We start from the raw sequence: 20,281 nt of genomic DNA on the forward strand, positions 1-20,281 counted from the left end.
GAACGTTTATATAAATGCTCCATTTTTATACAGAAATAATATTTGCTTGAGGGAGTAATAAAAACATAAATTAAAAAGAAAATGTCGAACATTAAGAGACTTTTTATTGCTGTTGCACTTTTCAGCCCTGCTGCTTTTGCAAGTTTGGGTGAGCCAGTTGACTTCAAGAAGATTGTTGAAGAAGACAAGAACTGGACAGGGGTTCAGATCTATAAAGCTGAAAGTGCTGTTGCAACAGGGCATTATGATGTTGCATCATCTCATTACCTCAATGTGATAAACAATGGATTATCACAAGCTGCAAATAACGTTGCAGTACTAATCAAAGAAGGCAAGCTGAGTGATGACGCTATCAAGAAAGCCATTAAAACCATTGAAAGACTGGCTATTAATGACGTCGAGTTAAGTGCATTCTTGGGTGACTTTTACCACACTCACAAAACCCTAGGTGACGACCGTTACGCCTTTAAGTGGCTGAATAACGCATCAAGACTAGGTGACGTAAGTTCAAAATTACTAGTTGGACAATACATCATCGAAAAGAAAGGCGGTGCGCACGAAGTCTATAGCACTATTGATGCTCTAACACTATATAAGCAGTACATTGAGAAGACTGACGACCCAATTGTAACCCTAGAACTAGGGAAGCACCTTTTTGAAGGCAAAATTGTAAAGAGAGACTACCGTATTGCAGCTGAACTTTTTGCAAAGGCGTCTGGTGCTGGGGTTCTTGAAGCAAATTATTGGCTTGGCTATCAACATGAAAAGGGAATTGGCGTTAAGCGCAATATCGAAGCCGCAGAACAATATTATTTAGAAAGCTTAGGTTCTCCAATGGATGCAGAAGCTTATTACCAATTAGCAAGACTTTACATGTACGGTGACAACGGAACCAATGGAGATTACCTACTTGGAGTTGATTACCTTAAAAAGTCTTACGAACTGAACAATACAATGGCTGCATACAGGTTTGGAATTATGTATCTGTATGGTACGGATGGATTCAAACTAGATGTAAATGCAGGTGTTAGATATCTTGAAGAAGCCTCTAATGCTGGTTACAAACTAGCTACACAGAAGTTAATTGACGTTTTCAGAAATGGCGTCAATGGGGTCGTTCCATCGCATTCGAAAGTTCGAGAGTACGAAAAACGATTAAAAGATAACAAATGAACCTAATAAGAAGGTTGTTTGAGAGGCCAGAGATAACTGGCCTTTTTCATAAATACATGAATATCGATGATAAGTCTAAGGCTGCGATCATCGAGAAACTAAATACGAAGAACAATAAAATGGATGATTTCTACGCTGTCTTTCAGCCTAAATATGACGCAAGAACACTTTCTATAACAGGCTTTGAGGCATTATGCCGATGGGAAGATCCTGAGTTAGGCACAATACCTCCATCTCTATTTATCCCTATAGCAGAGGAGACTGGCTCAATCCACGAGATTGGTGCATTTATGCTTGAGAAAACAATTGCGTTTATCTCAAAATATTCCAAAGAAAATAACTCAAATATAGTGACATCGGTCAACTTATCACCAGCACAGTTACACGCAAATCGATCTGAGAAACTAGTTAAGTTATTTGTTGATTTAATAGAAAAATATAAGATTTCTCCTTCTTTGCTTCAGATCGAACTGACTGAAACAGAAACCGCCGATGATATAACTGGTATAGCTGGAACAATAGAAACCATTCAAGCCATGGGGATAGGGCTTGCAATCGATGATTTTGGTACTGGGCATTCGAGTGTAAGTAGGGTTTTGGAATTAAATGTTGACACCATCAAGCTAGATAGAAGCATTGTAAATCAAATTTTAAGTGAAAAAGGAGAGCTACTATGCCTTGGGCTGATCACCACGTTCCATTCACTAGAGATGGAAATTGTGGCAGAGGGTGTTGAAAACAAACAGCAACTAGAGAAGTTACGAGAACTTTCTTGCGACACAATTCAAGGGTACTACTTAGGACGACCGATTAGTGAATCAGCCGCCCTAAGCCTCGTTTAAGCCTTTACTAAAGGAGTTGAAAGTTCTTTATTGTATTTTTCAACAACATTAAGAAACTTGGCTTTATCCTTTACCTTTGAAGAAACAGGTAGTGGGTACTTAAGTGGGTCAACGTGCTTTCCATTGACATGAAGTTCAAAATGCAAATGTGGCCCAGTTACAAGACCAGTTGATCCGATATACCCTATAACCTGACCCTTCTTAACTCTGACACCTGTTTTAATACCCTTTTCAAAACGTTTTTGATGGGCGCTCAGAGTTCTTATCCCGTTTCCGTGGTCTATGATTATCGCATTGCCAAAAGCACCACGTTTTCCAGCAAATTTTATAACACCATCACCAAGAGCTTTAATCGGTTTTCCTGCACCACCATAGTCTGTACCTCTATGCGGTCTAACAATATCCAACACAGGGTGTTTTCTAAATGGATTGAAGTGTGACGTAATCCTCACATTATCAACAGGATGTTTCCTAAAGGATGGTAACAAACTGTCACCATTCGAGTCGTAGTAGTTTAGTTCACCGTCTTCTTTAAACTGATATGCCGTATAAATTGTATCGGCGTAAGTGATCTTTGCTGCTAGGATTTTAAATTCACCACTCGATTTCTCATTTTTAAATGCTTGTTCTACTAATACTGAAAAATCTGTTCCAGCTTGCATTCTAGAAAAGTTTAATGTGTCTTTAAAAATAGCTTGAAGATTGGCAATTTCAGTATCTTTCATGCCCACAGATTTTGCATCTACATACAAGGAGCTAGTTAACTCAAAGCCATAAGTTCTTTGTCTGTAAGTGGTTTTATACTCTATGAATTCAGATACCCATTTATCACCTTTTGGAGAAATTTTGTAATACCCTAATGGCGTATTCCTAACTTCAATAACGCTGACTGAATTGTGTTTGTTTTTAGTGATGTTTATTACGTCACCAATCGAGATTTTGAAAACAGAAGCTTTGATGCCGGATCTGTATATCAGTGAGGTTGTTTCTGATCCCGATAGACCATTTGATCTCAAAAGCTTGATTATTGAATCACCACTCTTTACCTCAATCGTAGTCACGACATCAAGAAGGGGCTCCGCCTTTAAAGTGGCGTCAAAATCCTCTTCGTCTTTAATGTTTGGTGAGGTAGGGGAGGCTATATGTAAACGTTCGGTATCCTCCGATGCCTCATCAATTACATCTTCTAGTGCATTTGAGCTCAACTCATTGCTTTGGCCGCCATTCAAAGAATGGTATATGTAAGGCTCATCTGTTGCATCTATACGATAGGATGGATATGAATTAGGTACGCTAATTCCGTCCACTTGAACGTATATTGCAACACCAATGCTTGCCAAGCCAACAGCCGACAGCGTTTTAATAAGATGCATGTACTGCTTGCTCCAGAGGTTTAAAGTAAATCCTGAAATGAATTTCCATTTTGTGATAATGCCACAAAAGTGGGTCTGCAATCGAGCAAGCAGCTGTAGGTTAGATATTATCGTCTAAATAAGAAGCTAGTTGGGCTTTTAGGCTATCTATAATGCCCTTCCTTTCATTTACATGTTTGTATGGATCAATTGAACACGCCTTTTCAAACAAAGTCAGCATGTTATCACTTACACTGACCTGTTTTTGAATAAAGAAGTCCATAAGACCGATGATTGCAAGAGATGCTGATTTTGTAGTCTCTTCATCCTGAATCTTCTTATGTAAGGCATTTAATGTGCCATTGATGATATTTGGTGAATAAATTGGCACATCGAGTAATGAAGAGTCCAATTTCATAGATTCAAGAACTAATTCAAAATGTTCATTTTCTCTGGGTAAGTAGCTGTACACAGATAACTCCGTCGATAAAAAATATGTTAGCTGAAAAGAAGCTAAGAAATATTTTTTCGAAATACAAACTATCTAGTCAATGAGATCAACTCTTTATCCAAAGATGTACAGATTTTGGCATTGTGATCGTTTAAAACTTGAACTATTTTTAACCAAATATCTTGTTTGATGTTATAGAAATCAACAACATCAACGCTAGTCGTAAAGGCGCTAATATAAATATTTATAACCGCCCCATTTAGATCGCTAACGTTCACAACGACAGGTTGACTAACGTCTATGTCATCATGATTAATCAAAATAGACTCTCGAATGCAATTACAAATTTCGTTGACATTCCCAATGCTATCTAAGTCAATTGTAAGGTACTCTTTAAATCGCATCGACTCCCTTCTTGACACATTCTGTATGACAGCAGCGCCAAGGAACTTGTTAGGTACATATAAGGGACGATTATCGAGAGTTTTAATTTTACTAACACGCCATCCTATTGATTCAACCGTGCCTTCAAGTTTTGGTTGTTCAATCTTTATCCAGTCTCCTATCGAAAACTGACGATCCCAGTAAAGAAGCAAACCACTTGAGATGTCGCTAAGGATATCCTTCATAGCGAATCCAAGAATCAACGACCCCATACCACCTACAGCTAAGATTGAACTAGCAGGAACCCCAAAATGGTCGAGAATCATCAAACCACTAATAACTATCCAGATCCCTTTGACAATCTTTGCTATTGCATCGACTTTAGTTTTTTCAATGCTCCTGCTTAGATCCGAATATCTCAACTCCTCCTGAGTGTACATGGTTATTAGATCTCGCCTTAACGTCTCGGAGAACTTTAAAACTAGATGACTCAACAGATACAGGGTAATCACAAAGTACAAATGCGGCTCTACTACGCTGACAAACCATTCATTAGTAAACTCAGCTTTACTTACGCAGTGTCTAAGGTATTGCACAAAAGTAAGAAGAACTAAAGGCCACCTAATTGAATCCAAAGCATCAATAAGAATTAACTGACGTTTGCCAAAACGCCTTTTATTAACGCTTTTAATTAGCGCTCCGGACTTTATAAGAAACAGCCAAAGTGGCACCAGAATTAGTAGTGGAGCGGTAACCGCTGAAATGAAGGATGACATTGAAAGTTAATTTTAATTTTAATATACATTATAGAAACAGGTTTGGGACTAATGACCGATAAATATCTAAGTTTTTCTGAAATGGCTGAAGTTGAAGCACTAAAAGTGAATGAACTCTGCCACGGGGCAGTAGACCCAGAGCGCAACAACTCTCAAGAACTTGATGCCAACGCTCGACAAACTATCTTTCAACTAGCTAAAGATGGCAGGTTCAATGCTTTGAATAAGGCGTACAGAAGCTTGGAGAACTATAAAGATGCTTCGTTCTATTACGAGATTTGTGAAGGAGAAGCCATAAGCACAAGCATTCAAGAAGCAGATGGGAAGAAGTACTTGTGCACGACTATGTTTATCCCTTTGAGTTTTAGTTTATCACCTTTTGAACAAGGTCAGGAATATAGAAGCGTGGCAGCAATCAAGCCCATACTGCCGAACATTGCAACTAAGAGCATCCTTGAACTATTGACGAAACACTTTGGGGGCGATTTCGATGTTCTCCCTTTCTTGCTAGATGCATTCGATGTTTACGATCCAAGGTCTAAACGAAAAGTCCAAGTACTATCGCAACTATACTCAACTCTTAGCCTATCTAAAAAACTTGGTAACACAGCTGGACATGATGAGCGTTTCGTAGAGTACCTTTCAAACAACTTCGACACCGAAACTCCTTTCGATTTCTCAAGGGGAGAATTCGATGTATGTAAATTAGTAATGATCAACATTACTGAAGAAATCCATGAAAACAATGAATCTCCTAAGCAGACTCTTGGCATGGGATTACCAGTTAAGTTAATTAGCCAACAAAAAGGGGCAGATTTAGCTAATGAACGAGGCTTTATCAATGATGTAACTAACGCTATTCAAGAAGAGTACTTTAAGATTGAAGAGTTCGACATTTACGTGTCCGCAGGAAGCCCACAGCTATACACAATGTTAGATTTAGGAGGAGTTATCGCAGAGGCAGGCACTGTAGTGAAGCACATGAGCTCAATTCTATCTGAGGTGGCGCATTGTGATTTGACTGTAGAGGTTGACAGAGAAAGCTCTGAAATAACTCTTTCTTACAAGTTTAAGAGAAGTTTGGATGAGTATGACGATGAAAATTTGATTCTAAAAATTCCTTACGTACCGTTTAGAATGACTTCTCCTTTAACTGAAATCGAGCTAAAGCAATCATTTATTCAGCATATACTTGGTATCAGTTGCACGCTTAAAGTCGAGCCTTAAGAAACCGAGAAACTTGTAATGGTGTTTAGATTATAAAGAGGATCTGAGAATCCTCTTTTTCAATTTCAACGACTAACCTTAATCCAATAAACTCTCTTGTCACTGGAGATCGTACAACTTAAGTAACAAAGAGTTATTTAGCATATGACCACATTTATAGGCATTCAATTCAAACCCTCCTAGCATTGGTAAAATTGGACTAAGATCCCCAATTAAATCTAGTAATTTATGCGCAACCAACTCATTATTGAACCTTAAACCATCTGGGTTTAGAACCCCATCATCAGTTATCACGACTGCATTGTTTGTTGAGCCGCCAATACAAAGCTTCATTGCAAGTAAGCTCTCAATCTCATTTTGGAAACCAAATGTACGAGCTTGCGCAACACAGCGCATGAAGTTATCTCTAGTATGTATGTAAGAGATCGTTTGAGGCATTTCATCGACTACAGGGTTTTGGAAATCAATTGTTAGGTTAAACAGCTGGAGATTGTCATCCCTCGGAACTAACTCAATCCATTTATCATCAAAGACTACTTTCATTGATGAGTTTATGTGGATTTTGGGAATTGGCCGCTCTAATGTTTTAAATCCATTCAACTCAAGACTCGTTGCAAATTCTTGTGACGATCCGTCCATGATAGGGATTTCATCCCCTAAGACCTCAATAACAACATTAGTTAGACCTACCGAAACAATAGCTGCCAATAGATGCTCAACCGTCCTAACTACTTGACCGTTTTCTAATGTAACGTTAGTGCCCAACATGCCACCAGATATAGTGTTTTTCTCTATTTTCGTGATGCAATCAGAAGACTTAATGAAATATCCAAACTCTTCTATAGGTGACAAGCGAATCGTGCACAACTGACCCGTATGAAGCCCAATGCCAGTAAATTCAACTGGAGCTAGTATAGTTTTCTGCATATGAAGTACTGCCTAAAGTTTTGAATAGCGTAGTAAATTAAATTTCAAAATCCAACATACATATGGTGTTTTCATTGTTTTTAAAAACAAACCATGAAAATATGAATCCGCTCCGTGTGGTACTATAACTATAGATTATTTTGCAGATTTTAAATCAGTTTCCGCATACGAGGATGTATGAGTAAAGCAACAGCAAGTGCTAATTATAATAGCGAGAACGTAAAAGTCCTTAAGGGGCTAGACGGAATCAGAAAACGTCCAACCATGTATGTGGGCGATACTGATTCAAAGGGCATCTTTCATCTTTTCAAAGAAATAGCAGACAACAGTATTGATGAAGCAATGGAAGGTCACTGTGACGAAATTTTTATCATCATTAAAGAAGATGGTGAGGTAACAGTCACAGACAACGGTCGCGGAATGCCAATTGACATGCATGAAGGCGAAGGCAAATGTGCAGCAATTGTGCTTCTAACAAACATCCATGCTGGTGGTAAGTTTGATGAAGATAGCTACCAGTATTCAGGTGGTATGCATGGGGTTGGAGCTAAAGCAGTTAACGCGCTATCCGACTTTATGGAACTAGTTGTCAAAAAAGGTGGCAAAGTTAACAAGCTGTTCTTTGACTATGGTACAGAAACCACTGAAATGCCTGAAATTTTGGGTGACTGTGACATGAACGACACAGGCACGAGCGTTCGTTATCGACCAATCGAGTCGATATTCTCAGACGCAATGCGTGAAGGCGGGTTAGTTCCCAACCTTGAACTACTAACCAAGTTCTGTAAAGACAAAGCTTCATTAACTAGCGGTTTAAGAATAAACCTCGATTTTAAAGGTGAGTTTAAAGAGACTTATTTCTCTGAAAATGGTATCGCAGATCTATTAGATCTTCCTCCTTTAGACGAAAAATCTGGACACCTACAAGAACAGCCGATTTTCTTTAAGGACTTGTATGTCCACAAAGATAAAAGACCAGATCCTGATTTTAAGAATAAAGGGTCTTTCATTACTGTAGATGAAAAAATTGAAACTGAAATAGTTTTATTTTTCTTTAATAAATTCAGTAACCCAGAAGTAAGATCGTTCGTAAACAATCTTGAAACAACAAGTCATGGCAAGCACTTTGACGGGATGAGAACGACTTTGTTTGAAGTTGTATCTAACTATTCAAAAAAGAAACTCAAAAACAAAGCAAATTTCACTTCTGAAGATGTGATGGTTGGTGGGCACTTTATTGTTTCACAGAAGATGGAAGAGCCACAGTTTACCTCCCAGACAAAGGAGAAGTTAAGTTCCCATAAGGGTGCTACAGCTTCAAAACACGCTCTAAAAGAAGCGTTAGAACGTCACTTAGATACAAATCCAGCTTTCGCAGAAAAGTTGGTTCAAAAATGTATCGACGCGGCAATTTCCCGCGAAAAAGCAGAACAGGCAAGACACAATGCCGAAAAAGAAGCAATTAAGTTAACAGGCAATTTATCTGGCAAATTAGCTGCTTGTGAAAGCACTGACTTAAGAGTGAACGAGCTAATTCTTGTTGAGGGTGACTCAGCTGGTGGCTCAGCAAAACAAGGACGCTGTAGAAAAACACAAGCTGTTTTGCCACTAAGAGGTAAGGTTTTAAATACTCAGAAAGCTGATATTGCCGACATTGTGGTATCCGAACAAATCCAAAACCTTTACACGGCAGTGGGTACATCGATTGACCACGAGTACGACTACAACAAGCTTCGATACGGAAAAATTATCATTATGTGTGACGCCGACGTTGATGGTGGACACATTGAAGTACTACTGCTGACGTTGTTCTACAAATACATGCCAGACCTAATCAGAAGGGGACATATCTACATTGCTGTTCCTCCATTGTACAAGGTCGACTCAAAGGGCGGTTCAGGAAAAACAATGTACTTCAAAAATGACGAAGAATTGGAAGAGCGCTTCCCTAATGGTGTACCTGCACGTTACACAAAGAGTCGTTTTAAAGGTCTGGGAGAAATGACCCCTGCTCAGTTACAAGAAACAACGATGAGTAAGGAAAATCGTAAATTGATGCGCGTTCAGTACGATGAATCAATGAAACAGGAAGCTGATGAACTCTTCGACGTCTTAATGGGAAATGATGTCCCACCACGTCGTGAATTTATTGAAATCAATGCGAACTTTTCAGAGGCAGATTAATTAATGAGTACGGAACAAATGAGCTCTGTCGACACAGTAATGCACCAGACTGACGACAAATTTGAAATGCGACCTATTACAGATGCGGTACGTGAACCTTTCCTAATTTATGCTACGTCTGTAATTAAGGAACGTGCATTACCTGATGAACGTGATGGATTAAAGCCTGTTCACCGAAGAATCCTTTTTGGACAGAGCGAAATGGGCAACCATTACAACAAAGCATATAAAAAATCAGCTCGTGTAGTTGGTGAAGTAATGGGCAAATACCACCCTCATGGTGACAGTGCAATATACGAATCACTAGTACGTATGGCGCAAGGTTGGTCTATGTCCGCACCTCTTGCAGACGGTCAAGGAAACTTCGGATCTCGTGATGGTGACAGCGCAGCGGCAATGCGTTACACGGAAGTTAGGATGACTAAAATCAGTGACTCTATGATCGAAGATCTAGCTTACGACACTGTTGGTTTTGTACCTAACTACGATGGCAGTGAACATATGCCGGAGGTCTTCCCAACCAGATTTCCCAACCTAATTATCAACGGAGGAGAAGGTATTGCTGTTGGCATGGCGAGTAAAATACCTACTCACAACCCTATAGAGGCACTACGTTGTGTAATCGAGCTTACTAAAGCACGATTAGAGGGAACAGAGGTTGCACTTGATGACCTAATGAATATTATGCCAGCTCCAGATTTTCCAACGGGCGGATTAATTCATGGTCTGACTAACTACGAAGATGCTTGGCGCAAGGGACGTTGCAAATTTAAAGCTCGCGGGGAATGGGAAGATGAGATGGTTGATGGCCGAAGAGCTGTCGTTATTACTTCATTACCGTTTGCTGTCAATAAAGCCGATCTGGTTGCAAAGCTTGACGAGCTAAGAAAAGAAAAAGATGGCATTCCTGCCAAAATCAATGGAATCTTGTCAGTTTCAGATGTGTCGAACATCGATAATCCAGTAAGAATTATCGTAAAGCTGAAATCTGGTTACGATCCTGAGATCGTCTTCAATGACATGTGTAAGCAAACTGTCCTAGAGAAAGACTTTAGCTATAACATTACAGTAATCAGAAAGGGCAAGCCTGTTACAGTAGGTATTCTCGACACACTAAACTCGTTCATTGATTTCCGCGAAGAGGTGATTGTAAAACGAAGCAATTACTTATTGCAAAAAGCTCTAAGTAAAAAGCATTCTCTTGCTGGATTAATGAAAGCAATTGATCGACTAGATGAAACAATCAGCACAATCAGAAATTCAAAAACAGGCAAAGAAGCGAACGATGCCCTAAGAGAGCTTCTTAGCATCGATGAAGGACAGGCCGCTTCAATTCTTAACATGAGGCTGCAAAACTTAGCATCGACTCAGATTAATGACATCAAGGAAGACTACAACGGTATTATCGCAAGCATTGAAGAGTACGAAGGAATTTTGGCATCAAGAGCAAAGCAGCTTGAAGTTTTAATTGAAGAGTCTGAAGAGCAAATTGACAAATTTGCAAACTACAAAGATCCTCAAAACAACAAAGTAGTCTTTAACAGCAGGCGCTCTAAGTTCCAACGTGAACTAATCAGCATTAACCGCGAAGATCTCATAACTAGAGAAGATTGCTCAATCGTCATGTCTTCAAAGGGATTTATTAGAAGAATCCCATCGAGCGAAATTGACACTCAAAAACGTGGCACTAAAGGTAAGATGCTAATGACTTTGGGTAGGGGCGATTACATTCAACAAACAACGGTATGTCATTCCCACGATACGCTAGCTTTCATTTCCGATAAAGGTCTCGTTTCATTCGTAAGAGCGTTTGACATAGATACAGGTGCTCGTGGCTCACACATCAATAACACGCTCAAGCTATCTGATGAAGAGAACATCATTCTATTCAAAACCATCAGCGAAGATCAGCTGCAAAACGCTGAAAATCTGTATGCTGTTATTGGCACCAATAAAGGTTATGTTAAGAAAACAAGATTGAGCAAGTACTCACCTAAGAGACGTGTAGCAGTTCGTACCATCAACGAAAGGCACCTTGATAACGAGAAGGTTATTTTCTTTGGTATTGCTTCTGAAAATTCAGACATTTGTCTTGTATCAAGTGGCAACCGCAGTATCAGACATAGCATTAACGACCTGCTTGAAAGAAGCCGTACAGCTGGTGGGGTTCGCTCAATGAGCCTTCTGGAAAGGGAGACCATCCAAAGTGGGGCTATTGTTGAGCACGATGATGTTGACAAGTCTCTAATAGGATGTGTGACAAAGTCTGGAATTCTGAAAATCTCAAAACTTTCGGACTACAAGATCCAAAGGAGAGGCGGGAAGGGCATTATTGCCATGAATGTTACAGATGATGACTATGTATTATCATCATTTATTTTCACAGAAGGTGATGAAATTGATGTAGTAACAACGACAAAACGAGGCGTTGTAAACAGAATTCCACTGAGTGGGATAAGAGTGACATCTAGAAGAACTAAAGGTGTTAAGCTAATCAACATCGACAAGAAGAAAGATGAATTAGTTACCGCGCTATTAGCTACTTCTGAAATGGATACAAGTGAACAACCAATTGAATTCACAGAAGAAGTAAACAGCAATGTTCAGCAAATCGACCCTATGGAAATTGAGGAATAGGGCGGCAATACAACAGAAAAGGGGCGAATCTCGCCCCTTTTTCATATTTTGGTCAATATTGGTTATTCGAGGCTAGCAAGTGATACAGGCGCACCAAAATGTTCACCTAGAACATAGTCGACGTTGTGGTTAATAAATAACTCGAACATATCCTCTGACTGTATACCTTCAACAACAACCGATGATTGCATAGCGCTAACAAGCCCAAAAATAGAGTTAAGCATATGAAGCTTGCTCTTGTTCTCATAGATTTCATTAACAATCTCTCTAGGTAACTTGACCATTGTTGTCCTTAGTTTGATTCTTTCAAGAACAGAAAACCTACCTAAACAAAAATCATCGAGGCAAACACGAATGCCTGCATCGTCAAGCGAGTTCAAGTTAGAAAGTGCGGAGTCAAAACACTGTTCTATATTTTTTTCATCAATACGCACCATTACTCTTTCAAGAGGCAGTGCATAAGAGTTGACTAAATCCATAAACTTTTGGGCAAAATCTAATTGTGATAAAGAAGATTTCTCAAGTTTAATCGAAAACTTTACTCCCAAACCCATCAAACTCTTCACTTTAGCATTGGCTGAAAGTGACTCCAGTATTAAGTTGTACACATCAAACATTTGCTTATTCGAATCAAAACACTTGATAACATCAGCAATACTTGCCCCCTCTGAACGCAAGTATACTTCGTAGTATTCAACTTCTTTGTTCTCGTTATGCACTGGCATAACAACTGGTGTTAATGTGTAATCATCAATACGTAATGGACTGCTCACAGATATGCTTGTGTTTAAATCCCCATGTTCTAATGCGCCAGAGCGTGACTCCTTAGAAACATACATTGCTTTGTCTGCAAGCTTAAGCATCTCATCTCTACTAAAGTCTCCGTCTGAAGTAGTGATACAACCGTACGAGGCACTAATTGGTATTTTCACATTCCCATATTCATACCCAAACGAAAATAAGTCGTTGATACGATCTATAGCAACCTGAACGTCTTGTTTAGTTTTAGCTCCATAAACGAGACATACAAATTCATCACCACCAAACCTACCAACAAGTCCCTTATCACCAACCCCCTTGTCGATCTTATTTGCAATATCAATTAGGTAACAGTCACCTACATCATGTCCGTAGGTATCATTAACAGGCTTAAACTTGTTAAGGTCTATAAAGACGAGCCCAAACTCGCGTTCCTCCGCTAGGGCAGAATCGATAAACCCCTCAAGACCTTTTCTGTTATATAACCCTGTTAGTTTATCAGTGACAACTTGTTTCTTAAGCTGAGCTTCCTTTTCAAGTTGTTCAGTACAATCTCTCATTGATGCAACAATGTTCTCTAACTCACCATTGACAAAAATGGGAGAAAAGGAAACTTCGACTGGAAAAATACTACCAAGAGAATTTCTTCCATTCAGTCGAATAGACTTATTATCGCCGTCGATGAGCTCGATTACAGGTCTAGAGTCTGGAAATATTTCATCAAAACTTAAACCAACAATATACCTTTCCTCTCTGCCATATAGAGTTTGAAAAGAGTTATTAGCTTGATAAACAACACCTTCACGACCGAGAACTAATATCGCTTCACTATTTTCTTCGAATAAGAGGGTGTTTAGTTCGAGTTTACGTATCAAATCCTCATTATTATTATAAACGTCAACAAAACTGGTTACAGAGGTTCCCAATTTGGCATTGCTGACATTTAACTTATTAATGGATTTAAGAACTTGAACAATCGAAAAAAGAAGCCCTATCGTAGTTAAGGCGATAAAAAGGCATAATGCGATTAATGTAATATTTGGATTCATTAAAATATCTGTATTTTAATTATTGTACAACAATCTAAGAGTCAAACAAGTTCTAGCTTGGAGACTCTAATAATTAAGTGTAATATTCAAGTAAAAATGACAGACAACATCAATCTCAGTGAAGACGGAAACACTCAAAAAAAAGGCGGGACATACAGAAAATCAGTAGTTCCAGTAATGAATGATATTCTTAAAGAATTTGTTGACACCCCAAAGAGCACTTCATTTCCAAAAAATCTAGACGAAGTTGAATCCGCAATTAGCATTCTGAACAAGCAACTTGACCTATTAAAAAGAGCTCAAAATATCCAGATGGAGAGGGGAAAGATCTCTCAAATGACTAAGGCTTCAAAGTCTATGGATAAATTAATCAACATAACACTTAAGCATAGTTCAGAAAACATGGATGCCGAAACTGTTATATCTACATTAAAAAAAGAAATCAATACATTAAAAGGTGAAGTGACAAAGGCGAGAAAATCTAGTGATCCCGAACTAAAACAATTCCACTTCTAACTATGAGCTACCCTTTAACTCAAATAGATAAAGAACTTCTAATTTCTTGGGCTCAAGTGGTACGTAAAGCACTTGAGTCTGGGATAGAAATTTTTATAGTCGGTGATACAGAGACAACAGGAAAGCATGAATTAGGTGATAAAAATAATTTTGGGAAAAAGGATCGAATATTAGAAATTGGGTTTCTGTTCTACACTAGTGATGAAAGTGGACTACTTAAACCATTAAGTGACCATCTAGGAAATCATATAAGATTCCACGAATACATTAACCCATTTATTGAAGATGCAAATACACTAGATAGATACAACAGCATAAAAGAAATACCAAATGAGGTGATTAGAATTCATGGTATTGACATCGATTTCTTAAAAGGAAACTGTGGTTTATTGGATAGCTGGGGGAAAAGGACGAATTTTAAACTAAATAAATCAGCACCAACCTTCACCCAAATTAAACCATATTTGGAAATGCTTATGAATTGTAATGATTTAGTAACACTTAAAGGTAGGATTAATTTCATTGCACACAATGCCTTATTCGATGCAAGATTTATGAGCGCCGAGTGGATTAAAACAGAGCAATTTGATGAAAAATCATCTTTTCCATCAAGCTTCGAATCTTATGTATGGGTAATCGATTCGCTTGCTCTCATGAGATCTCTCTATTCGCGTGCTGATATAATTTCAGCTGGGGAGAAAAAAGGATGTAAAATGAAAGCTGGTTTTTCTCTTGATTACTTAAAGGAATTTTATTCAATTAATCAAGATAGAGACATGCACGGAGCTCTTGTTGACTCAAAAATATTAGCCGACGTTTACAATAGCATTGTAATGGACGAAAGATACTCTAATTCACCAGCAGTTTGTGCTAACAGAACATTCAAATCAGATTACAAATCTAACCAAAACAGAAATCTTGTATCTTTCTAAAAGCTACTTTATATATTTACATTTTATATATACATTTAAACAAAGGAATGAGTTATTTACAAAGTATAGTTGTCCAAAAAATGAAGAATCTGAAGCTTTGCTTAGCACCAAAAGTGGATGCAAAGTCATGGCACTCGGCGAAAGAGAGGATTCAAAAAAAAAGTTGTAACATCATTCTTCAATCTAAGCCCATATGAGACATCTACACCCGAAACTGAAAAATATTAATTATGTCTAAAAGAATTTGTTTTAACGTTACTCAAGAGCTTGCAAAAGAAGTGGCAGCCTTTAGGGTAATACACGAAGATTCTGCCATACTAGATAAATACGTAGCCCGACAGGTAGCTCAGTTCATAAAAAAGACTAATGAAAATAGAGGTGTTAAGGTAAAGCTATCAACCCCCGATTGCCCAGACTGTGGTTCAAAAATGGTTGAAAGAAAGAAGGGTGAACGTAAGTTTTTGGGTTGCTCAAGTTACCCAAAATGTAAAAAGACACTTAACATACAAAAATGAGCAGAATTTTTTCCTACGAGTCACTTTTTGAAAAATGGCTAAATGATAAACAAGTAAAAAGTCTAGTAGCAATCGGCAGAAACTTGAGGAATGATAGGGAGGGATTTCTCTATGAAAACCCCAAATATCTCATTGAATTAGCATCACAACAAGAAGATTTATTAATGTTTTATACAATGTTGTATTGCTATGAACCATCAGAGTTAGAATCTGTGTCTGATATAGAACTCTCCTTAACTCAAAGAGAAATTTTTAATAACTACAAAGATTCAATGTTAGACGCTGTAGATAGAAATCTCTCTAGTAACATATTCTCCCTTCCTTTAGACGAATTGTGGATAAAATAACGCCCATCCATGGGCGTTAAAGTTATTTTCTGGTGAGAGTTTTATTTATTTTGGAAATTAACATTGTCCTTAATTGCACAGAATCTCTTTCATCTAGATTTGACAACTCCATACCCATAGAACTCATAAACCAAGTCACGCAATCAATGTCAGCTAGCAATCTTTGATATCCCTCATACAAATCCTCAAAAGGTTTTCCAGATCTTAAGACCGAACTATCTATTTCAACAGATGAAGACATACCAGATAGCACATAGAGGCATTCTCTATAGGTGTCTTCGCAATCTTCAATCTCTATTGGGATGTGAGCACATCTCCACTTCGTATACAGCGGTAGTTCACTAGCAACTCTATCTATAAATCTCAGATTCTGGACTAGCTTTTCATGATCCGACAATTCAAAAATCGTCTTATCATATCCAATTGAAGCATAAACATCGTTTGTGGCCTCTGGTAAAGCCTTAGCAGTTAACTCAACATAGGAAGACACATTATCAAATGGAATGCTTATTAAAAATTTATCCCTCATCTCAGTCAGGTCTTCCGATCCTACTGTTGATTTTAGAAATGCATGGTCTTTCTCGTTAGTTCCAGAAACAAAGCCTTCATCGTAAATACCATATCTACCTGCTCTACCACCAGTTTGGATTGCCTCTTGCTGGAGCAGTTGTCTTTTTTCTTTTCCATCGAACTTCTCTACAGTATCAAAAACAACTGTTTCGATAGGAAGATTTAGACCTAAGCTTATTACATCAGTTGACAACAAAACTTGTGTTTTACCTTCCCTAAATAGTTTTGCTTGCATCCTTTTTACTTCTGGGGGTAATGCGCCATAGATCACCGACACTTTAAACTCTTTTGGAATTTCATTTTTTAACTCAAGAACCCTTCGCTTGCTAAAAGATACGACAGCTGTACCAGATTTAATATCTTTCAAACTTCTAACAGGTTCTGGCGTTACCGACAATTTGGTTTTCCTATCCAGTTTGTGAAGAGTGTAAGGTAATTGTAGGAGGTCAGCTAATTTACGGATTTTGTCAGCCGCAAATAGTGGACAAGTCACGATTATCTTTCTTGCCCTTGCCCCTGCTATTGCAGCCAAAAAGTTATAACCTCTTTCCTGATCGTCAATGAATTGCCCTTCGTCCACTAAAACAACGTCCACGATTTTCTTGAAATCCATAAGCTCAACTGTCGAAGCAGTGTGGTTAGATCCCTCTACATACTGTTTTTCTTCACCAGTCATCAAGTTACATGCAATCCCTTCAGCGTTCATGTCTTCATAAACTTCAATAGCGTTTAACCTTAAAGGTCCTACATAAAGGCCAGACGATGCTTCTTTAAAATGCTTCAAAGCATTAAAAGTCTTTCCACTATTTGTAGACCCCGCATAGACAATAATCTCGCGCTTCATTCCATTTACTAGTGGATAGGTTAATGGCTCAATCTTAACTGATTTAAGCCAACTCTCTGAAGCGAGTTTCTGTCTTAAAGCAGATAACTTCTCAGGCATGTTTTCTGCGTTTAAAAACATTTTATTTTTAGAAAAGTAGACTTCAAATTCAGATTCGTACCCACTGATGGCTTCAGCAATTCTTGATTTGAATGCATCCTCAAGCTCACGATACAATTTGTCATTAAGATGAAATTGTTCGTTTGGCTCATACGTCATCCAAAGTTCAAGTCCCTTATGTACGTTTAGAGTAAATTTGATTTTCTTGGAAGGGTTGAATGATTTACAGTTCTGCTTATTTGGAACTGAATATTGATCAAGAAATGTTTTTGTAAGAATTGTGTTAACTGTAGAGATGTTTAGGTTTTCAATTGAGGAGTTCTTTTCCTCAAGATAGTCGCAAAGACTAAGTCGCTCTTGATGACTTAAGCTCGACACATAGTTGGGTAGGTTATTTGTCGCCATTTTTCTTAAGTATCTAAAATCTTGGGGTCATTTTCAATTGCCCTAACATGAGAAGAGTCATAAAATGAACTAAAGATTTTTTTGGATATGAATATGACCTTTGTTGCAATTGAGAAGAGAATACAAAACGAAGCACGCTTCAATGAAGCACGGCATTCTGGTGCTAGCCCTGTACAAGCAGACATAATCTCGAAAAGAGTCCCTATCTCTGAAGTCAAGTCACGCAATATTCTTAATGCTCCACTGGAAAACATAGACTTAACGAAGATTAAAGATCTTGATAAAACATCAAACAGACTTATAAAAGCCCTTCGACGTGGAGAGCAAATTGCTATCGTCACTGATTTCAATACAGGTAGCTTAGCTGCTGCTGCTATCCTAGATAAATCACTGGTAGATCTCTTTGGCTTTGATGGATCTTGCGTAAAAACTTACGTAGGTAGTAACGTCAAATCCAAACAAGGTCTGAATAAAGAAATTTTGAACAGAGTATTTGATAGCATACCCAAGCCAACTCTGGTTGTTTGTATAGGAATGTCATCAGTTGATATGACATGTGTTAAGGATAAAATCTCATCAGCTAAAAAAGAGGGCGTTGTACTTGACTTCATTTGGTGTGGAAATAGCAAAACCGCAACAGAAAAAAGTAAATGCTTCTACTCAATGGTAAACCCTCAGCAAGATGATTGCTTGTTAGAAGATAAACAGATATCAGATACTTCGCTATCTGTTTTGCTAATGACAAGAACAAGAAAACGACTAATAGATTCTAAAATATTATCAAACGCACCAAAGATGGGTGAACTAATACCCATTGCTGCTTGTTGTCATATTCAACACACAAGTAGCTTACTCTCACCGACAAATCGAAGTTTAACTAAGCAAGCATATTCGCTTATGCTGAACCCCAAGCTAAAGGTATGGAAGGCTTTCAGAAGAACGTTTTTAACTCCTTTTCAACCTATTACAAGTCAGGATGTTTCAAAGTTTATAGTTGACTCTATAGAAGAGTACGCTAGAAGAGATGGCTGCCCTTACAGTGTCTTAAAATTTTTCCGTTCTGATAATGAACTTGAAGCGCTGAGATACTTAAAGATGATTTCGAAAAAAGAAAGCTCGAAGTCGGCGCTCCAAGAGTCCTTGATGAAAACAGCTATGTTTAATGCGTCAAGACAAATCAGAGAAGGTAGAAAATCACTATTCATTTACCTTCAAAAGGCCACGCCTGAACTTCAATTAAAAATAACTCAATTGATACAATCTAAGTACAGTCTGCCAACTTGTATCGTGGCACCTGAAGGGTACAAAGAAATTCCTGTTTCTTTTGATGAGTTGTCAGAATTGAACGTTGACCCATTTAAAGGAATGAAAGCGAAGGAAAATATTCAAATTAAGCCAAGCTCTAAACAGCTTAAAGCCTTCATGGAAAAGCACGACCCTACACATGAAGTTGTCGGCGACTACATGCTTGTAGCTGAGAGAAGTAAAAAGGCCAAGAAGCCTATATTTAAGCTTTATAGCTTGGAGCCTTACGAAGAAATAGCGGAATTAGATTACAAGGTGGCCGCAAAGATATCACCTAAAAATATTTTCCAAGGCATCAAGAAAGGGATTTATTCTTTTCAGACTACTAAAGGTGACTTGATTCTTGACTTACAGAAAGCCAAAGAACCAAGTTTGCATATTAAAAAAGCTGTCGTAGGAAGAGCTACCACCCTTAACTATAAAGGGATAATGGCATCCGAACTAACATCTTCACTCCAAAAGATAAGTGCTTTAGCAGTTTCAGATGATTGGGTAAACTTTAATCTTAACCTCGACGAAGTAAGCATTGTTTCTGAACTATTCTTTGAAGCTTGGGATAAGCTATTTGCAGAGACAGCAGTTACAATAGGGTTGGATGTAAAATCTGACGGCAGGATTAACCCAAAACGAGCCTTGGATTTCCTTATAATAGATGAAATTAAGCAACTTGAGCCATTTGGAAAAGGGTTCGAATACCCTGTCTACGAGATTAAAGCTCTCTGTCACTCGTTTGCTAAGTCGGGAAACGATTTGAGACTTAAATTAGAAGTAGACCATATGATTTACAATGCTATTTGGGTCGATTTTTATACATCTGCTTGGACTGATGAATTTAAACCAAACATAGAGCATACATTGCTTATTGAACCACGAGATTCCTATAAAGACGACAAACGCCTGTTGCTCCCTCATATTGTTGCAATTAGGAATGACGTGAATCTATTGGGCTAGATTGGATACATTCCCCAGCCTAGAGCTATTTAGCTT

The 20,281-nt window shown here is 38.2% G+C and carries 16 protein-coding genes; 10 read left to right on the forward strand and 6 right to left on the reverse strand.

Annotated features, from left to right (window positions below; all coding sequences use genetic code 11):
* Positions 1-81 precede the first annotated feature (81 nt).
* On the forward strand, positions 82-1,173 hold the full coding sequence (locus KJB35_RS21055) for a tetratricopeptide repeat protein (RefSeq protein ID WP_285469780.1): 1,092 nt from the start codon (positions 82-84) through the stop codon (positions 1,171-1,173).
* Positions 1,170-2,015 (forward strand): EAL domain-containing protein, encoded by an 846-nt coding sequence (locus KJB35_RS21060; protein WP_285469781.1) that lies wholly within the window; start codon positions 1,170-1,172, stop codon positions 2,013-2,015. Before KJB35_RS21055 ends, KJB35_RS21060 begins: the two co-directional genes overlap by 4 nt.
* On the opposite strand, the gene KJB35_RS21065 is transcribed toward KJB35_RS21060, so the two are convergent.
* From KJB35_RS21065 to KJB35_RS21075, 3 genes are all read right to left on the reverse strand, one after another.
* A complete protein-coding gene (locus KJB35_RS21065; RefSeq protein WP_285469782.1) occupies positions 2,012-3,388 on the reverse strand; it encodes a peptidoglycan DD-metalloendopeptidase family protein in 1,377 nt (458 codons plus the stop codon). The genes KJB35_RS21060 and KJB35_RS21065 overlap by 4 nt on opposite strands.
* A gap of 100 nt (positions 3,389-3,488) precedes the next feature.
* Entirely contained in the window at positions 3,489-3,839 is a 351-nt protein-coding gene (locus KJB35_RS21070; protein WP_285469783.1) for a hypothetical protein, read from the reverse strand.
* Between the two features lie 68 nt (positions 3,840-3,907).
* Entirely contained in the window at positions 3,908-4,642 is a 735-nt protein-coding gene (locus tag KJB35_RS21075; RefSeq protein WP_285469784.1) for a mechanosensitive ion channel family protein, read from the reverse strand.
* Between the two features lie 387 nt (positions 4,643-5,029).
* Between KJB35_RS21075 and KJB35_RS21080 the strand changes: the two genes are divergently transcribed.
* Positions 5,030-6,205, forward strand: a complete 1,176-nt coding sequence (locus tag KJB35_RS21080; RefSeq protein ID WP_285469785.1) for a hypothetical protein — start codon at positions 5,030-5,032, stop codon at positions 6,203-6,205.
* A gap of 99 nt (positions 6,206-6,304) precedes the next feature.
* Here the strand turns inward: KJB35_RS21080 and lpxC are convergent, their stop codons facing one another.
* On the reverse strand, positions 6,305-7,132 hold the full coding sequence (gene lpxC / locus KJB35_RS21085) for a UDP-3-O-acyl-N-acetylglucosamine deacetylase (RefSeq protein ID WP_285469786.1): 828 nt from the start codon (positions 7,130-7,132) through the stop codon (positions 6,305-6,307).
* 177 nt (positions 7,133-7,309) lie between these two features.
* Here lpxC and KJB35_RS21090 point away from each other — a divergent pair, with 177 nt between their 5' ends.
* Together KJB35_RS21090 and KJB35_RS21095 are read left to right on the forward strand one after the other, a co-directional pair.
* Entirely contained in the window at positions 7,310-9,316 is a 2,007-nt protein-coding gene (locus KJB35_RS21090) for a type IIA DNA topoisomerase subunit B (protein ID WP_285469787.1), read from the forward strand.
* A gap of 3 nt (positions 9,317-9,319) precedes the next feature.
* On the forward strand, positions 9,320-11,953 hold the full coding sequence (locus KJB35_RS21095) for a DNA topoisomerase (ATP-hydrolyzing) subunit A (RefSeq protein WP_285469788.1): 2,634 nt from the start codon (positions 9,320-9,322) through the stop codon (positions 11,951-11,953).
* A 62-nt stretch (positions 11,954-12,015) separates the two neighbouring features.
* Here the strand turns inward: KJB35_RS21095 and KJB35_RS21100 are convergent, their stop codons facing one another.
* A complete protein-coding gene (locus KJB35_RS21100) occupies positions 12,016-13,761 on the reverse strand; it encodes a diguanylate cyclase (RefSeq protein WP_285469789.1) in 1,746 nt (581 codons plus the stop codon).
* Positions 13,762-13,857: 96 nt separating this feature from the next.
* Here KJB35_RS21100 and KJB35_RS21105 point away from each other — a divergent pair, with 96 nt between their 5' ends.
* The 4 genes from KJB35_RS21105 (at position 13,858) to KJB35_RS21120 (ending at position 16,071) form a co-directional block, all read left to right on the forward strand.
* Positions 13,858-14,277: a hypothetical protein gene (locus KJB35_RS21105; protein ID WP_285469790.1), complete on the forward strand. Its 420-nt coding sequence runs from the start codon at positions 13,858-13,860 to the stop codon at positions 14,275-14,277.
* A gap of 2 nt (positions 14,278-14,279) precedes the next feature.
* A complete protein-coding gene (locus KJB35_RS21110) occupies positions 14,280-15,209 on the forward strand; it encodes a hypothetical protein (protein ID WP_285469791.1) in 930 nt (309 codons plus the stop codon).
* 230 nt (positions 15,210-15,439) lie between these two features.
* Positions 15,440-15,724: a topoisomerase DNA-binding C4 zinc finger domain-containing protein gene (locus KJB35_RS21115; protein ID WP_285469793.1), complete on the forward strand. Its 285-nt coding sequence runs from the start codon at positions 15,440-15,442 to the stop codon at positions 15,722-15,724.
* The gene (locus KJB35_RS21120) at positions 15,721-16,071 is read left to right on the forward strand and encodes a hypothetical protein (RefSeq protein WP_285469794.1); all 351 of its coding nucleotides are present in this window, start codon (positions 15,721-15,723) and stop codon (positions 16,069-16,071) included. The genes KJB35_RS21115 and KJB35_RS21120 overlap by 4 nt, the downstream gene beginning before the upstream one ends.
* A 22-nt stretch (positions 16,072-16,093) precedes the next feature.
* Here the strand turns inward: KJB35_RS21120 and KJB35_RS21125 are convergent, their stop codons facing one another.
* On the reverse strand, positions 16,094-17,989 hold the full coding sequence (locus tag KJB35_RS21125; protein WP_285469795.1) for a helicase-related protein: 1,896 nt from the start codon (positions 17,987-17,989) through the stop codon (positions 16,094-16,096).
* 93 nt (positions 17,990-18,082) lie between these two features.
* Between KJB35_RS21125 and KJB35_RS21130 the strand changes: the two genes are divergently transcribed.
* Positions 18,083-20,245 carry a hypothetical protein gene (locus KJB35_RS21130; protein WP_285469796.1) on the forward strand — a complete coding sequence of 721 codons (2,163 nt, stop codon included), beginning with the start codon at positions 18,083-18,085 and terminating at the stop codon, positions 20,243-20,245.
* Positions 20,246-20,281 lie beyond the last annotated feature (36 nt).

This window comes from Vibrio sp. D431a (assembly GCF_030248655.1).
Lineage (GTDB): Bacteria > Pseudomonadota > Gammaproteobacteria > Enterobacterales > Vibrionaceae > Vibrio > Vibrio alginolyticus.

Bases quoted from the DNA above. Each gene is read 5' to 3' on its own strand.
- KJB35_RS21055 (WP_285469780.1), top strand. From the start codon at position 82: ATGTCGAACATTAAGAGACTTTTTATTGCTGTTGCACTTTTCAGCCCT.
- KJB35_RS21060 (WP_285469781.1), top strand. From the start codon at position 1,170: ATGAACCTAATAAGAAGGTTGTTTGAGAGGCCAGAGATAACTGGCCTT.
- KJB35_RS21065 (WP_285469782.1), bottom strand. From the start codon at position 3,388: ATGCATCTTATTAAAACGCTGTCGGCTGTTGGCTTGGCAAGCATTGGT.
- KJB35_RS21075 (WP_285469784.1), bottom strand. From the start codon at position 4,642: ATGTACACTCAGGAGGAGTTGAGATATTCGGATCTAAGCAGGAGCATT.
- KJB35_RS21080 (WP_285469785.1), top strand. From the start codon at position 5,030: ATGACCGATAAATATCTAAGTTTTTCTGAAATGGCTGAAGTTGAAGCA.
- lpxC (WP_285469786.1), bottom strand. From the start codon at position 7,132: ATGCAGAAAACTATACTAGCTCCAGTTGAATTTACTGGCATTGGGCTT.
- KJB35_RS21090 (WP_285469787.1), top strand. From the start codon at position 7,310: ATGAGTAAAGCAACAGCAAGTGCTAATTATAATAGCGAGAACGTAAAA.
- KJB35_RS21095 (WP_285469788.1), top strand. From the start codon at position 9,320: ATGAGTACGGAACAAATGAGCTCTGTCGACACAGTAATGCACCAGACT.
- KJB35_RS21100 (WP_285469789.1), bottom strand. From the start codon at position 13,761: ATGAATCCAAATATTACATTAATCGCATTATGCCTTTTTATCGCCTTA.
- KJB35_RS21105 (WP_285469790.1), top strand. From the start codon at position 13,858: ATGACAGACAACATCAATCTCAGTGAAGACGGAAACACTCAAAAAAAA.
- KJB35_RS21110 (WP_285469791.1), top strand. From the start codon at position 14,280: ATGAGCTACCCTTTAACTCAAATAGATAAAGAACTTCTAATTTCTTGG.
- KJB35_RS21115 (WP_285469793.1), top strand. From the start codon at position 15,440: ATGTCTAAAAGAATTTGTTTTAACGTTACTCAAGAGCTTGCAAAAGAA.
- KJB35_RS21120 (WP_285469794.1), top strand. From the start codon at position 15,721: ATGAGCAGAATTTTTTCCTACGAGTCACTTTTTGAAAAATGGCTAAAT.
- KJB35_RS21125 (WP_285469795.1), bottom strand. From the start codon at position 17,989: ATGGCGACAAATAACCTACCCAACTATGTGTCGAGCTTAAGTCATCAA.
- KJB35_RS21130 (WP_285469796.1), top strand. From the start codon at position 18,083: ATGACCTTTGTTGCAATTGAGAAGAGAATACAAAACGAAGCACGCTTC.